Annotated in this window: 17 protein-coding genes; 11 read left to right on the top strand and 6 right to left on the bottom strand. The window is 42.7% G+C overall.

Features of this window, described 5'->3' with window-relative positions; translation table 11 throughout:
• Positions 1 to 14: 14 nt before the first annotated feature.
• Together THEBA_RS10840 and THEBA_RS10835 are read right to left on the bottom strand one after the other, a co-directional pair.
• Positions 15 to 566 carry a hypothetical protein gene (locus THEBA_RS10840; RefSeq protein WP_014731573.1) on the bottom strand — a complete coding sequence of 184 codons (552 nt, stop codon included), beginning with the start codon at positions 564 to 566 and terminating at the stop codon, positions 15 to 17.
• Positions 566 to 1,186 (bottom strand): PRC-barrel domain-containing protein, encoded by a 621-nt coding sequence (locus THEBA_RS10835; RefSeq protein WP_014731572.1) that lies wholly within the window; start codon positions 1,184 to 1,186, stop codon positions 566 to 568. The genes THEBA_RS10840 and THEBA_RS10835 overlap by 1 nt, the downstream gene beginning before the upstream one ends.
• A 227-nt stretch (positions 1,187 to 1,413) precedes the next feature.
• Between THEBA_RS10835 and THEBA_RS10830 the strand changes: the two genes are divergently transcribed.
• From THEBA_RS10830 to THEBA_RS14505, 6 genes are all read left to right on the top strand, one after another.
• Positions 1,414 to 1,947, top strand: a complete 534-nt coding sequence (locus THEBA_RS10830) for a chromate transporter (protein WP_014731571.1) — start codon at positions 1,414 to 1,416, stop codon at positions 1,945 to 1,947.
• The gene (locus THEBA_RS10825; protein ID WP_014731570.1) at positions 1,944 to 2,477 is read left to right on the top strand and encodes a chromate transporter; all 534 of its coding nucleotides are present in this window, start codon (positions 1,944 to 1,946) and stop codon (positions 2,475 to 2,477) included. The genes THEBA_RS10830 and THEBA_RS10825 overlap by 4 nt, the downstream gene beginning before the upstream one ends.
• A gap of 576 nt (positions 2,478 to 3,053) precedes the next feature.
• Positions 3,054 to 3,200 (top strand): hypothetical protein, encoded by a 147-nt coding sequence (locus THEBA_RS14520; RefSeq protein WP_014731569.1) that lies wholly within the window; start codon positions 3,054 to 3,056, stop codon positions 3,198 to 3,200.
• Between the two features lie 43 nt (positions 3,201 to 3,243).
• Entirely contained in the window at positions 3,244 to 3,390 is a 147-nt protein-coding gene (locus THEBA_RS14515) for a hypothetical protein (RefSeq protein WP_006487741.1), read from the top strand.
• A gap of 43 nt (positions 3,391 to 3,433) precedes the next feature.
• Positions 3,434 to 3,580, top strand: coding sequence for a hypothetical protein (locus THEBA_RS14510; protein ID WP_006487741.1), 147 nt, complete (start codon positions 3,434 to 3,436; stop codon positions 3,578 to 3,580).
• Between the two features lie 43 nt (positions 3,581 to 3,623).
• Positions 3,624 to 3,770, top strand: a complete 147-nt coding sequence (locus THEBA_RS14505) for a hypothetical protein (protein WP_006487741.1) — start codon at positions 3,624 to 3,626, stop codon at positions 3,768 to 3,770.
• 24 nt (positions 3,771 to 3,794) lie between these two features.
• Here THEBA_RS14505 and THEBA_RS10820 read toward each other — a convergent pair whose 3' ends face one another.
• Positions 3,795 to 5,468, bottom strand: a complete 1,674-nt coding sequence (locus tag THEBA_RS10820) for an HD-GYP domain-containing protein (protein WP_014731568.1) — start codon at positions 5,466 to 5,468, stop codon at positions 3,795 to 3,797.
• A 258-nt stretch (positions 5,469 to 5,726) separates the two neighbouring features.
• Here THEBA_RS10820 and THEBA_RS10815 point away from each other — a divergent pair, with 258 nt between their 5' ends.
• Complete coding sequence (locus THEBA_RS10815; protein WP_099772821.1) at positions 5,727 to 6,293, top strand: MBL fold metallo-hydrolase; 567 nt, start codon at positions 5,727 to 5,729, stop codon at positions 6,291 to 6,293.
• On the opposite strand, the gene THEBA_RS10810 is transcribed toward THEBA_RS10815, so the two are convergent.
• The 3 genes from THEBA_RS10810 to THEBA_RS10800 are packed head-to-tail and all read right to left on the bottom strand — an operon-like array spanning position 6,286 to position 9,095.
• Positions 6,286 to 7,578 carry a carcinine hydrolase/isopenicillin-N N-acyltransferase family protein gene (locus tag THEBA_RS10810; protein WP_014731566.1) on the bottom strand — a complete coding sequence of 431 codons (1,293 nt, stop codon included), beginning with the start codon at positions 7,576 to 7,578 and terminating at the stop codon, positions 6,286 to 6,288. The two genes, THEBA_RS10815 and THEBA_RS10810, sit on opposite strands and share 8 nt — an antisense overlap.
• Before the next feature lie 12 nt (positions 7,579 to 7,590).
• Complete coding sequence (locus THEBA_RS10805) at positions 7,591 to 8,358, bottom strand: YdcF family protein (RefSeq protein WP_041928229.1); 768 nt, start codon at positions 8,356 to 8,358, stop codon at positions 7,591 to 7,593.
• A complete protein-coding gene (locus tag THEBA_RS10800) occupies positions 8,355 to 9,095 on the bottom strand; it encodes a glycerophosphodiester phosphodiesterase family protein (protein WP_014731564.1) in 741 nt (246 codons plus the stop codon). Before THEBA_RS10800 ends, THEBA_RS10805 begins: the two co-directional genes overlap by 4 nt.
• Before the next feature lie 390 nt (positions 9,096 to 9,485).
• On the opposite strand from THEBA_RS10800, the gene THEBA_RS10795 reads away from it, so the two are divergent.
• The 4 genes from THEBA_RS10795 (at position 9,486) to THEBA_RS10780 (ending at position 13,658) form a co-directional block, all read left to right on the top strand.
• Positions 9,486 to 10,238 (top strand): hypothetical protein, encoded by a 753-nt coding sequence (locus tag THEBA_RS10795; protein ID WP_014731562.1) that lies wholly within the window; start codon positions 9,486 to 9,488, stop codon positions 10,236 to 10,238.
• Between the two features lie 166 nt (positions 10,239 to 10,404).
• Positions 10,405 to 10,716 carry a (2Fe-2S)-binding protein gene (locus THEBA_RS10790; protein ID WP_014731561.1) on the top strand — a complete coding sequence of 104 codons (312 nt, stop codon included), beginning with the start codon at positions 10,405 to 10,407 and terminating at the stop codon, positions 10,714 to 10,716.
• Positions 10,709 to 12,526 (top strand): FAD-dependent oxidoreductase, encoded by a 1,818-nt coding sequence (locus THEBA_RS10785; RefSeq protein ID WP_014731560.1) that lies wholly within the window; start codon positions 10,709 to 10,711, stop codon positions 12,524 to 12,526. Before THEBA_RS10790 ends, THEBA_RS10785 begins: the two co-directional genes overlap by 8 nt.
• Positions 12,510 to 13,658 (top strand): NAD(P)/FAD-dependent oxidoreductase, encoded by a 1,149-nt coding sequence (locus tag THEBA_RS10780; RefSeq protein WP_014731559.1) that lies wholly within the window; start codon positions 12,510 to 12,512, stop codon positions 13,656 to 13,658. The genes THEBA_RS10785 and THEBA_RS10780 overlap by 17 nt, the downstream gene beginning before the upstream one ends.
• Positions 13,659 to 13,664 lie beyond the last annotated feature (6 nt).

Here is a 13,664-nt window from a genome sequence, read left to right as displayed (position 1 = left end):
TAAAAAACTCTCAATTATTGAGTGATATCGTCCACAGCTTTCCTAATTTCTTCATTCAGTTTTTCGATAGTCTTTTCAAGATTTGAAAAGGCCTTTCTTGACAAGAGAACAATTATCAACGATGCCACATACGAAAAAAGACCCGCCACAATTTCGACTCTTCTCTGAACAATCACGGAGGATAACATAACCGCGAGCGGAAAAAGCGGCGCTGCATAAGCTGAAAAAATATACAGCTTTCTCTGTAGCTCAGATGGCTTCTTCAGTTTTTCTTCGAGTGAGGAAACTACCTTCTCAAGGTTTCTCAGATTCTCAGAATCGATAATCTTACCTTTTGTGCTCTCATCGAATGTTCGCCTGAGGGTGAGTATAGACTGTATATTTCTCAGAAAGGCTGAAATTCTTATTGAATAACTCCTCCCCGGAATACCTGAAACTATTAAATAATCAACAATGATTAAGAAAGGCAAGAAAAAAAAGACTGGATGAAAATAGGCACCCTTAGAAAAATTGAGCACGAATAAGATTCCGGCTGATGCCATATAGTACACCGTCACTTTCTTCATCAATCCATTTCCGGCAATTTCTCTACCATAACTGACGATGCAGAAACTCTTACTTTACACTCATCGATTTCTTCAACCCAGTCTATCGGTATCAGTTTCTTTGACCTAGAACCAAACCCTCCGCATTCACCTATCAAATGGGTGATCTTGCCTTCGTCATTTAGAACGAAGCTTTTTACCCTTCCCACAATCTTCTCTTCAGCGGTAACGATATCACATCCCGGCTCAAGGGATTTGCTGTCCTTTGGAACATTTATCGAAGTGTTTAACGGTGGAAGAGGGTATAGCTCTGCGTAATCCCCAACCGGTCTTAACCAGTAAACCGGGGTGACTCCGCTTTCGAGATTCTCTATTTCTTCTCCAGTAACGAAGAACGTCTCTTCGTAATCCTGCAGTGTTTCAACGTCTTTCGATTCAATTCTCAATCTAATTTCGTCGGGAGCTGCAAAAAACACAGTAGCTATTGGCACCAATTTTGCCACTCTATTGAAGATGCCCTTTTCTATCACTAGATGAGTGACTTCGTTGTTCTTAGGATGAATGACTACCCGAATGACTTTCCCGAGGTCTTTGCCGTCAGAAGAAATCGCTTTGGCGCCCCATCTGATTCTGTTTTCCATAGGTTCACCCCCTTTAGTAAAGTTTATCACGTGAGACATGCTCCGTTCAAAAGGATAACTTGACTTATGACTGCAGAAAACCAGAACGAGTTGTAAAATATAGGAGCAAATGGGCGGAGAACAGAAGACTTAGAGTCTTTCCGGGTTATTGCATTTGACTGAGCACTCATAATGATGAGAGGAGGAAGTTCGTCGCTCCAGCATGGATTAGATGGACGTTGAAATCAATGAGCCCACTTAGGCTTTTCTGGATATTCGTCAAAGTCAGCACATTCACTATAGGCGGCGGATATGCAATGATTCCTGTAATAAAGGAGTTTATTGTAGACAAATACAGGATAATAAAGGAAGACGAGTTTCTCGATGTCATTGTCACTGCCCAAACTGTACCTGGTGTTATAGCGATAAACACAGCTATGATCCTTGGAAGTAGGCTTGCAGGGTTTTGGGGCGCTTTTTTTGCGGTGCTTGGAGCTTCGTTAACTCCATTTATTATAATACTTGTAATAGCAAGTTTCTTCACCGATTTCGTAGACCTTCCTGTCTTCAAAGGCTTTTTTGCCGGCGCGAGAGTGGGTGTGACTGTAATACTTGCTAATCTTTCGTTTCAGCTTCTTCGAAAAAGTCTTAGAAGATACCTGATTGTAATCGTTATCGCTGCTGGCACTTTGGTAATTGTCTTTCTTAATGTATCGTCTATCTTGGTTTTGCTGGTATGCTCGCTTCTCATTTATTTCATCGACAGGAGGTCGACCAGATGATTCTACTGAATCTCTTCTGGTCTTTCTTTAAGATCGGTTTTCTAGCTTTCGGAGGAGGATATGGCGCTCTGAGTTTAATACAAGATCAAATAGTAAACGTAAACAAATGGATTGGAATTGAAGAGTTCCTTACTCTAATATCCATCTCACAGATGACTCCCGGTCCCATTGCGATCAACTCGGCCACTTTTATTGGCTACAGAATTGCCGGAGTACAAGGATCGATTCTCGCAACTATCGGAGTTGTTCTTCCAAGCGTGTTCTGGATTTTTCTGATACTAAAGATTCTGAAAATTCTATCCAAATGGATCGACACGGCAGAGGTCTTTAATGCCCTAAGGCTCGGGATAATCGCACTGATCCTTTCGGCTACTTTAAGGATAGGGATTGAGTCTATTAATAGTGTTTTCACCATTGTTACAGCGGTATCTGCCTTCTATATCCTCTACAAATTCAAACTTTCAGTCATCTGGATCGTATTTGGTACGGGCATATTGGGCGTTTTTTGGAGCTTCTTTTTACCTCTATAAACCACAACAAACTAGCAAAGGCTAAACTTATAAAAGGTATTCGCCTCATTAGACAATGCGAACTTTCGATTTCTATTTTTGATTTTTACACTCGCATGAATTACTAGTTTAATTTTTGTGAGATCAGTTTCTAATCTTGCCTCGCAAAGGTTATAATTAATAGTACAGCATATGATTTGGTCATATTTATAGTTCTTACGTTTGATTATCTGTTCTACGCTTCATCATAGTCGTTTGTCAGCGATTATCACCTTTTGCACCTGATTATCACTTCCATTCTTCTTCTATTGATGTTTGCGTATTTGATTGCTCTTGTTCTAGAATGTAGTTGTTATCTTGTTCATGTAGAGATGCTGTTGTTTTCTTCTTGTCCATCCGACCAAACATTTATTCGTAGTAGCTTGAGTTTTGTTAAGAAATTTTAGAGGTGGAGAGAGATTCAAAAGGTAATTTATCACTCGAACACTTGACCAGGAGGTGCGGTGTATGTGGAAGATACCTGAAGAAGAAGATCACTAAGAGTAAGGTGCTGAAACGGAACGAAATTCATCAAGCAGATTTTTGGAGGTGAAGTGAATGAAAAAGGTAGCAGCAATTCTTCTTATTGGATTGATAGCACTTGGTGGAGTTACTCTTGCAGGACCTGGACTTTGGAAGATTCCCGAAGGCGAGTTTACCGTTGATGGTGGCCCGGGACTTTGGAAGATTCCCGAAGGTTATTGATTTTCAACATCGATTTTTTCATGGGTAAAGGGAGGTTAGTTTGATGAAAAAGATGATCGCAATTCTTTTGATAGGTTTGGTATCCTTTGGTACGGTTGCGCTTGCAGGACCTGGACTTTGGAAGATTCCCGAAGGCGAGTTTACCGTTGATGGTGGCCCGGGACTTTGGAAGATTCCCGAAGGTTATTGATTTTCAACATCGATTTTTTCATGGGTAAAGGGAGGTTAGTTTGATGAAAAAGATGATCGCAATTCTTTTGATAGGTTTGGTATCGTTTGGTACGGTTGCGCTTGCAGGACCTGGACTTTGGAAGATTCCCGAAGGCGAGTTTACCGTTGATGGTGGCCCGGGACTTTGGAAGATTCCCGAAGGTTATTGATTTTCAACATCGATTTTTTCATGGGTAAAGGGAGGTTAGTTTGATGAAAAAGATGATCGCAATTCTTTTGATAGGTTTGGTATCGTTTGGTACGGTTGCGCTTGCAGGACCTGGACTTTGGAAGATTCCCGAAGGCGAGTTTACCGTTGATGGTGGCCCGGGACTTTGGAAGATTCCCGAAGGTTATTGATTTTATAGCTACAGCTCTTTCGACTTATTTGAAGAGTTCGGAGATTATTGAACGCCATAGTACAGTTATTTCTTTTTCTTGTATGCTTATTTCTTTGTGCTGAGCAAATCTTATAAACCTAGAGAGGAGACCTTTTGAGATTAATTGGTCGCCTTTTTCTTCTAGGTACTCCAGAGCTTTCTCCTTTGTAATCGCTTTTCTGTATGGTCTGTCGGTCGTCAGTGCATCGAATACGTCTGCTACTGCAACTATTTGAACGAGCTTGTGAATTTCGTCTCCCTTCAAACCGTCGGGGTAGCCCTTTCCGTCTATTCTTTCGTGATGATGTCTGACTATATCTCTTATTGCTATAGGAAAGTTCAAATCCCGCAAGTAACGCTCGCCGTACACGGGATGATTCATTATCTCCGTGAATTCCTCTTCAGTCAACTTTGACGGCTTGTTCAACAAGTCGAATGGTATGTCGACCTTGCCGTAATCGTGCAGCATTGCACCTATTGATAGATTGAACAGATCTATCTTTTCTAGTTCAAGCTCTTTACCAAACTCGTAGCATATCTTCAGAACTCTAAGTGTATGAAGAGCGGTATAGCTATCCTTGAGCCTGAGCTCTCTGATGAGCTGAGTGAAAACTGCCGAAATACTTCCAAAGAGATTATTTACGAAATCTTTAAGATGTGGCGACGTTGTACTGTAAAGTGTAAGCGTCTCGAAAGCGCCAACAGAGTTTTCAAGTGCTCGGAAATGTTCTCCCTTGGCTTGCATTATCGAAGCCTCGAGAATAAGCGTCTCCCCTCGGATATAGTTTGTAAGGGATTCGTCCGGAAGAGATTTCAGAAGATTTAGATAGTTTTGTGCCTTAGAGATATTGCCAATCTTCACGTAGAAATGCCCCAGAAAAATGTAAGATACTGCGATATCCGTCCATTCCCCATGAGAACGAATTAGGGATTCAAGTTGATCGGCAACGGCAGTTGCTCTTGCGAGGCTACTCATCTGCAGCAGGATCTTGAGATTTATCATGAGTCTGTATCCGTTTATGGAAACTACGTTGCAGCTTTCCGTCTTGTCAAGAAGCTTAAGAGCTTCTTTGAACATGTTCTTAGAGTAAAGATAATCAATCATATTCAGCTGTACCATCAGAGCTCTTACCGGCGAACCGGCAAGTTCCTTAGCCTTCTCGTAGAACCTCAACGGATTGCCGCCAGTTCGGAGCTGAGTTGATACAAGACCAAGATCGTTGTAATACTCAAAGCGCTTCTGAACTGGAACATACTTTTCGAGCTTCATAAGTTCTTCGAAGAGAAGTAGTGTTTCTTCACCGAAGCCCATTTCGAACGAGGTCATCATATGGAGTATCTTCAGATTAATCTCTTGCTCCCTTTCGCATTCTCTGGCAATATGATCTACCGCAAGCTTCGACACAAGGTACGCTATCTTGTCTTCGGAATTCCTGGCATAAAAATAGGACAGCGAATACACTCCTTCGGCCAGAAGCTTGAGATCTGTACCAGAGGAATCAAATTCCCTCGCCTCATCAAACGTACTAGAGTAAGCAAAATCGAGAGCCAGAAGCATTCCAATCTCTTCTCTAGAAAGGTCTTCTTGCTCATAAATGGATCTCAGCTCTGATCTGAAATCCTCGGGATTGTCATAATTAAATCTTAAGGCCAGACCGCAAATTCTAGAATTCTTCAAATCCAACTCCTCTTTCCCCCCATTATTCTATCATGGCGAAGGCTATCTGGTAAAATCAAAAGTGTGGTGCTTTGAGCCATCGGGAGCTTTCAAAAGAGTTGTGTATTTTCACTCCGAAGACAATGTTTTCAATGCAGGAGTTCTGGGGATTGTTGGCTTTCTCATCCTATATCGGGGCCAGAAGATTCCTGTCCAGATGATCCGTTTCTATAAGGAGGTGCCCAAACGATAGAAGTAATAAGGTTACTGGCTAAAGCATTGGATGAAAACTGTTATGTGGTCAGGGAGGACGAAAGAATAACTATAATTGATCCGGGTTATGGCGTTTCCACAGAACTGGCAGCTTTTGAAGACAAGAAACATCTAAGAGCATTGCTTACTCACGGACATGCAGATCACATTTTTGATCTTGACCAGATTGAAACAGATGAAATCATAATTCACCCCATGGACAAGCCAATGTTACTGGATGCCGAAAAAAGCTTTCTCAATTTATTCGGGAAGAATGCTCTCCTCCTTGGTGGAAAGAAGGTGTTATCTACTGAAGTTCTCCGTGATCGTTGGAAATGCCTTCATACTCCAGGCCACACAGAAGGCTCTTGCTGCTTTCTTTTCGACGAAAGATTCTTGTTCTCAGGAGACACCGTGTTTTCTGCTTCTGTCGGAAGAACAGATCTGCCTGGAGGCGACCATGATCAAATGACGAGCAGCATAAATCGACTCAAAGAGCTTTTCACTAAAATGCCTGATTTAATAGTTTTCCCGGGACATGGCCGGCAGACAACTGCTAGAATTATCTTGAGAGAAAATCCATTCTTTATGTAGGCAATTCTTTCCTGAAGTTTCTGGACTTCAGCCGGTGAAGCAATGCGTCTTGCTTCTTCCAGTAGCTTTTCTTTAAGAAACCTGCCTCTTCTCTTTCTCCTCTAAGAATAGAGGTCATCTTCCTTGCAATCTTCCAGCTTTTTTCAAAGGCCTGTTTCGTTAGATCTGCCTCAGTTGTTTTCCCCCTGCTTAACAACAAGTCCTGTTCAAAAGGAAGACAGTATTCTTTCCATAACTCTGCGGCTTTAGAATCTCTCAATATGGCAAGTCGGTTGAAGATCTCCCAGTTTCCCCAGTAGTTCAAGCCACTTTCCCCTTCTCCAAATGATAAGCTTGATTCTTGACTGTTGAACCAAACTGGCTTATATATTGAAAGGCACGGCAGACTGCTATTTGTGACCCACACCTCTATCTTATCTCCAATAGCTACAACCATGGAAGCGGTTGTTTGAGAAGTTACAACTCCTGCCCCGGCATGCATGCAAATATTTTTCATCGAGCTCTGATGTCTTCTGTCATTGTGGTCTCTAAGGATCTCGAAACATCTTTCGATATTCATTTCTTTCTCTTCAATTAGCTCTCTCATCCTTTTAAGCCTGATTTCGGCACCCGAGAACTTCCTGAATAATCTCCTTTCATATGAACCGGCAAAATCGAATTCCTTAGCTGGATTATGCCATTTTCGATCTTGTGAATTACTGACAACCTGAGGATGCATTTCGTCGATCTCCGTTTCAATAGTGAGGCAATTCGAAATCGCCGCTGATCCATAAACCCTTTTGGTTACCCAAAATCGATCGGAAGTCTCAACAATCCACGCACTCTCTCGATCTGCAACCAGAAATGAATTGTGATAATAGAGCGTTTTCGTGAAACCCCCGTTGCTTCCCTGACCGTATTTCTCAAGAATTCCGATTATTATTCTTACAGCGTGCTCTGCATTTTCAGATCTCTCAAGCGCAATCCTCAGTATGTCCATTCCAAGAAGACCATCTCTTCGCACTCTCTCTTTGGTGAAGACCGCTTCATTACCGATAACTACTCCCTTGTCATTTACTCCCATTTCGCCGCCCCACATCCATGAAGGTTTAGAAATGAGAATTGCGTTGGTCTCACTTACCTGATCCACTTTTTGGTTTGTCGTGAAGAGTTCGTCGGGATTGTTTGATGAGCGAGGAAAGAAGTATACGGCCTGAGGTTCGTTTGGCTCTCGATCACTGTTCTTTCCAAACAGGGTAATACCGTCCGGAGTTGAACTTCCAAGTACTACAAAAGTATCGCACATAATCTCAGCTTCTTAAGGGCTCTTAAAAAGATACCACAGCTGCCCGAAATACTCATGAATGGACGCCAGATTAGCATCTAAAGCTCCCTGATTAGGAAGGAAATCAACAAAACTAAGTTTTGTGTGATCGTATAAATAGTCTGTAGGAAAGGGTGTTACTCTCAAACCGAACTTCTCAAATGAAGTGACCGCTCTCTTCATATGAACCGCCGAAGTAACAAGCACTATGCTGGACCAGTTGAACTGACTGCATATGTCGGCAGAATATCTTGCGTTTTCCCAGGTTGTCTGAGCCATCGGTTCAACGATAACTTTGGATGATGCAACACCACGATCCAAAAGCCAGTCCCTCATAAGTTCTGAAACGGCCACAGTGGATCTGCCAGGCATAAACGATCCTGTCACAATTATGGGCAGCTTCGTCTGTAGATGAAGAGAGTAGGCTTTAGATAATCTGGCAACAGAGTGATTGTCGAGTACCTGACCTTCAGGAGAGATAATTATCCCGCTGCTCAAGACCACTATGGCCTGACCGCTCACGTTATTTGGCGCAGTATATGCCCTTTCCAAAGGCTGAAGATATAGGTGAGTTCCAAAGCCCGTAGAGAGAAGATATGCGAAGAAACACAGAATAATCATGACTACTCCAGAGATCTTTGTGCGTCGTTCTTCGCTTTTCTTAATAAGAATCACTGCAATTATAAGAAAGATTAGGATGAATAGTCCCGGTGGTGTAAGAATAGCTGAAGCGGATTTCTCAAGATACAGCAATGCCGTCACCTTCTTTCGCCTTTTCCTCCAAGTGCAGCCATTATACCCCGAAGATTGTCAGTAATTATAATGTCTACTTCACCCCTGATCTTAATAAGCAATGCGGGATCGTTTAATGTCCAGAGTGCGACCTTAACTCCTTTGGCTCTTACAAATCTAATCAAACTCATTCCCAACTCGAAGCCGATCTCGTCAAACAGTTGAACCGGCAGATTTATCGAATATGGGTGGTATGCTAGAAGCTCTTCGAAATACTCGACAGGATTCTTTCCTCTCGCGTCTTCTCCGATGAGGAGCCCAATCTTCGCCTTTTCATCCTTCTCCTTCACCTTTCTGAGACACTCATGCCAAAACGAAGAAAAGAGTGTTCTATCTATTGCGTTGAAGCTTTTCACCAAAGGTACTACAAGATCAGCCGCTAGAGGATCCTTTATTTCAACATTGATGAAGGACTCCTCCGGAAGCTCAAGATAGACTCTTTCCAGAGTAGTAATGCCATCAGGTCTTACAAGTTTCATCTTTCTTAGAGATCTAAAAGTGGTATCCTTTATCTCTACATCAACGCCCAGTGTTCGTTTCAAACTGGAATCATGATTGACAACCAGGACTCCATCTTTCGAAAGCTGCACGTCTAGTTCAACTCCGTCTGCTCCAACCTGAACTGCTCTGATCAATGAAAGAAGTGAGTTTTCACCTTCTCCGGTTCCCATACCCCTATGTCCAAGAATCAAAGGCCTGAAATTCATAAGAACCTCCATTTCGATAATGATCACATAATCGAAAGCACTAACAAGGACTCAATGTAAGCTGTCTGTTATTTCGTTTCATCTGCGGTATCTGCATATACTCACAATTATAGCAGCATACTTTGTCTGTTCAGGAGAATTCGTTAATATGAAAACTCTCTTCAAAAGAAGAATGGAAATTATGGGGCAGATCAGGATAAACATGATCAGATACCCAATACCACTTTGCATAGACGGCAGTTTTTGTATTACTAACACTGTATCGCAATATGTTTTGAAAAAAACTTCAAAACGTTGACAAAGAGAATCATTCTCAATTAGAATATTAGTATCGTGCCATATTCGATCTAAATGATCGAGAATATGACGAGATAAAAGGTGGCGTGAAAAATGGATACATTGAAACTGGAAGAAAAATGGCTTCAGGAAACTCTTCCAGGAGGAATCGTTTATCCATCTTCAACAGTTATCAGCGGACCTGGTGGATCTGGGAAACCGTTAGTTGAATATGCGTTTGTTGCCTCTTGGTTGAAAGCTGGCGGTTCAGTAATCAGCATCCCTCTGCAATACCCGACAATGGAAATGGGGAAGACTGCGTTAAAGGATCTATATAGGGTTGATCTGAACGATTACGAAAACCACGTTTCTTATATTCAGTTTGAGCCGGATATGGACAAACATGAAGAAATCGGGAAAAACACAATAAAAGCTAATCTGTTAAAGCCTGAGGTGTGGAAGTCGGTTGTCGAAACAGCAAACAATATGCTTGAACCGAGTGAACTAGGCACTCTAGTTTTTGGATCAGCCCTAAACCTACTTCTGTTTTCTCCAACCTATAGACAGGGGATGCTAAATTATATAACAGAGGTTATTAAGAGTGACAAAAGCAAATCATACATGTTTTCGGTCAGTACAAGTGCCTTTGCAGACGAAATCAAACAGTGGGAAGAGGCAGAGGATAATTTGATGTTTACCAGAATGGAAGACGACATGAGCTTGTTCTTTAGCGTCTGCAGGATGAAAGAAGTACCCTTTTCAACGGAAGAAGTAAAGGTCCCCATTTCGGAAAAGCAACTGGATAAAATCAAAGAGATAGCGCATGCCACTCGCAGCAAAATCATTCCTAAACTAAGCAGAATTTGACGAGTGATTAGTATATTTTCTTAGGCGTTAATCATGAATGTTTCATAACTGATATTGGCGTAGTACTATCCACTGGAGACCACTAAGAAGCTTAAGAGCAATGTACTTCATGGGACCGGATTTGAGACAGATCATTGTGTGATAGAAGTTGTATGGAGGCGATACCTTGGAAAGAATTTTCGAACATCCGTTAATCTCTTTCAAGAGAGGCGAGATTATCACTTTTTTCTTTGAAGGAAGAGAACTCTCGGCATATACTGGAGAGACTATTGCCGCAGCACTTCATGCAAATGGGATAAAAGACTTAAGGTACAGCCCGATAAGAAATCGACCCCAAGGTCTTTTCTGTGCGATTGGGAAGTGTTCGTCATGCTTGATGGAAGTTGACGGTAAACCCAACGTGCGAACTTGCATAACACCCGTAAAACCTGGAATGATCGTTAGAAGACAGCACGGTAAGGGTGAGATTAGTGAGTAATCTGGATCTTCTTGTCATAGGCGGTGGACCGGCCGGCCTTTCGAGCGCAATTGAAGCTGCCAAGAACGGACTTACGGTTCTAGTTGTAGATGAGGGGATTTCCTCCGGCGGTCAACTGGTCAAACAGACACATAAATTCTTTGGGAATGAGAGTTTTTTTGCTTCGGTGAGAGGCTTCGAAATAAGCAGAAGGCTTACTGAACAATTGAATTCCCTGGACTCAGCTAAGCTTCAAAACGAGAGCTCCGTTGTCGCAATTTATCCTGATGGAATACTTGTCCATGATATGAAAAATGATCACACTTCACTTTTGAAACCAAAGAAGATCATCCTCGCAACAGGTGCATCGGAGAGGTTTATTCAATTTGAAAACAATGATCTACCTGGTGTCTATGGAGCCGGTGCCGTTCAAACTCTCATGAATCAGTTCGGAATTCTCCCCGGAAGAAGTGTGCTTATGATTGGATCGGGAAATATCGGACTCATAGTCTCTTATCAGCTGCTTCAGGCAGGTGTAGAGGTTAAAGCGATACTTGAGGCTTCAAATCGGATAGGAGGTTACCAGGTACACGCTGACAAGGTGAGAAGAGTGGGAATTCCAATTCTGCTGCAGCATACAATTTTGAGAGCGATTGGAGAGGAGTCCGTGAGGGGAGCTGTCATTTCCAAACTTGATGAAAGATGGAGCCCGATTTCGGGAACGGAGAGGGAACTTGTCGTTGACACGATCTGCATCGCAGTGGGACTTTTACCATCAATAGAACTAGCAGCTCAGGCCGGCTGCGAAATGAAGTATGTCCAAGAACTTGGAGGTTATGTCCCTCTCAGAGACGAGGACATGAGAACATCGATAGATGACATATTTATAGCAGGTGATGCTGCCGGGATTGAAGAAGCAACTACGGCCATGATTGAAGGACAAATTGCAGGTTTAGCAGTGGTGAGTGACCTCACCAAGAATAGCATTCAAGAGAGATTGAAGTATCTTAAGGATACTCTCAGGAAATTCAGAAGCGGTCCTACTTCTTCAAAGACAAGAGCCGGTCTCTCTAAACTTGGAAGCAAGTTTGAGGAAGTGTCATTCACAAATGGTAATCAGAATGATTTCACCAAGTATACGGGTAAGATGCGACCATTAATTGAATGCTTCGAAGCAATTCCCTGTAATCCTTGTGAAACAAGTTGCCCGGCTGGTGCCATAAGCATCGGTGATAATATCAACAGTAGACCGATCATAGATTATTCAAAGTGTACTGGATGTGGCATCTGTGCAACTACTTGTCCGGGGCTTGCCATTTTCATGTTTAGAGAGAACAAGGATGGCACGTGTTCTGTTGGAATTCCTTACGAATTCCTTCCACTTCCTGCTGACGGACAATATGTAACAGCTCTGGGAAGAAATGGAGAGACAATTTGCAAGGCGAAGGTAGAAAAAGTGGTCAAATCGGCGAACAAAACAAATCTTGTCTATATAAGAGTTCCCCGCGAGTATGCTTCAGATGTCCGACATATCTTGGTGCCCTCCAAAGAATCAGGGGCTATGGTCTGTCGGTGTGAAGAAGTGACGGTTGATCAAGTAAGAAAGGCAATTAAAGATGGTTATACAGACTTTGAAGAGCTGAGGCGATACCTGAGAATCGGTATGGGGCCATGTGGTGGGAGAACTTGCAGGCTAAACACCCTCATGATTCTGTCAGAGGAAACCGGGGTACCTGTCGAAAGACTTTCTCCAGGTGTCTTCAGGCCGCCCTCAATACCGGTTAGTTTCAAAGCACTTGGTGAAGGCAGAGTTGATGGTTATGAGGAGTAAATACAAAGTAGTGATAATAGGAGGGGGAATCGTCGGAACGGCGACTGCCTTCTATCTTGCGAAGAGCGGCTTGAATGATGTTGTTGTTATTGAAAAAGAGTATCTTTCGTCGGGTTCAACTGGACGGTGTGGGGGTGGAATAAGGCAACAGTGGTCTGAAAAGTCGAATGTGAGACTCGCAATTAGAAGCGTCAAACACTTCAAGGAATTCCAAAAGGAAGTAGGATTTGATATTGAGTACTTTCAGGGTGGATATTTGCTTCTTGCATACACAGACGAAGAGGTTTCTCTCTTTGAAAAGAATACCAAGATGCAACGGGAAGAGGGACTAGATGTCTTAATGCTTTCGGCAAAAGAAACCGCAAAGAGATTTCCGCTGATAGATTTAAAAGGTATAAAGGCTGCCGCTTACTGTCCAAGTGATGGTCATGCCAATCCTCACTTAACAACTTTTGCTTACGCACACGCCGCCAAAGCGATGGGAGTTGATTTTTCAACTCACACAACCGCGCTGAGAATCTTAACTCAAAACGAAAGAATAACCGGTGTAGTAACCGACAGGGGGAAAATTGAAGCTGAAATCGTTGTTAACGCTGCCGGTGGATATTCCCGAGAGGTAGGGGCAATGGCTGGCATTGATCTGCCAACAGAATCTTATAAACACCAGATATTTGTTACAGAACCGCTGGAACATATGCTAGATCCGCTTGTCATAAGTTTTGAGAACAATTTCTACATAAGACAGACAAAGTCTGGAAATTTCATTATGGGTCAGGGTAGCAAGGACGAACTTCCTGGTCACAATATCGAGCCGACTTGGACCTTCATTTCGGAAATGGCTAAGAAAATGCCAGGGATTTTCCCATTTCTCAGGAACGTTAGAGTGCTTAGACACTGGGCCGGTCTTTATAATATGTCTCCCGACGCGAGGCCCATAATTGACCGATCCAAAGATTTAGAGAATTTCTTCTATGCAGTCGGATTCTCAGGACATGGATTTATGCTGGCCCCAGCAGTAGGAGAGGCAGTTGCCGAGTGGATCATATACGGCGAGCCAAGGAGCGCCGATCTTTCAGATCTCAGCCTTGAGAGATTTGAACATGGCATCACCAAAGAAAGAAACGTAGTGTAGGAGGTA

This window comes from Mesotoga prima MesG1.Ag.4.2 (genome assembly GCF_000147715.2).
Taxonomy (GTDB): Bacteria; Thermotogota; Thermotogae; order Petrotogales; family Kosmotogaceae; genus Mesotoga; species Mesotoga prima.
The sequence above is the reverse complement of the archived record's forward strand: the minus strand, read 5'-3'. Positions and strand labels throughout refer to the sequence as shown.

Excerpts from the sequence above, each read along its gene's own strand:
- THEBA_RS10840 (WP_014731573.1), bottom strand. The coding sequence starts at position 566 with ATGAAGAAAGTGACGGTGTACTATATGGCATCAGCCGGAATCTTATTC.
- THEBA_RS10835 (WP_014731572.1), bottom strand. The coding sequence starts at position 1,186 with ATGGAAAACAGAATCAGATGGGGCGCCAAAGCGATTTCTTCTGACGGC.
- THEBA_RS10830 (WP_014731571.1), top strand. The coding sequence starts at position 1,414 with ATGAGCCCACTTAGGCTTTTCTGGATATTCGTCAAAGTCAGCACATTC.
- THEBA_RS10825 (WP_014731570.1), top strand. The coding sequence starts at position 1,944 with ATGATTCTACTGAATCTCTTCTGGTCTTTCTTTAAGATCGGTTTTCTA.
- THEBA_RS14520 (WP_014731569.1), top strand. The coding sequence starts at position 3,054 with ATGAAAAAGGTAGCAGCAATTCTTCTTATTGGATTGATAGCACTTGGT.
- THEBA_RS14515 (WP_006487741.1), top strand. The coding sequence starts at position 3,244 with ATGAAAAAGATGATCGCAATTCTTTTGATAGGTTTGGTATCCTTTGGT.
- THEBA_RS14510 (WP_006487741.1), top strand. The coding sequence starts at position 3,434 with ATGAAAAAGATGATCGCAATTCTTTTGATAGGTTTGGTATCGTTTGGT.
- THEBA_RS14505 (WP_006487741.1), top strand. The coding sequence starts at position 3,624 with ATGAAAAAGATGATCGCAATTCTTTTGATAGGTTTGGTATCGTTTGGT.
- THEBA_RS10810 (WP_014731566.1), bottom strand. The coding sequence starts at position 7,578 with ATGTGCGATACTTTTGTAGTACTTGGAAGTTCAACTCCGGACGGTATT.
- THEBA_RS10800 (WP_014731564.1), bottom strand. The coding sequence starts at position 9,095 with ATGAATTTCAGGCCTTTGATTCTTGGACATAGGGGTATGGGAACCGGA.
- THEBA_RS10795 (WP_014731562.1), top strand. The coding sequence starts at position 9,486 with ATGGATACATTGAAACTGGAAGAAAAATGGCTTCAGGAAACTCTTCCA.
- THEBA_RS10780 (WP_014731559.1), top strand. The coding sequence starts at position 12,510 with ATGGTTATGAGGAGTAAATACAAAGTAGTGATAATAGGAGGGGGAATC.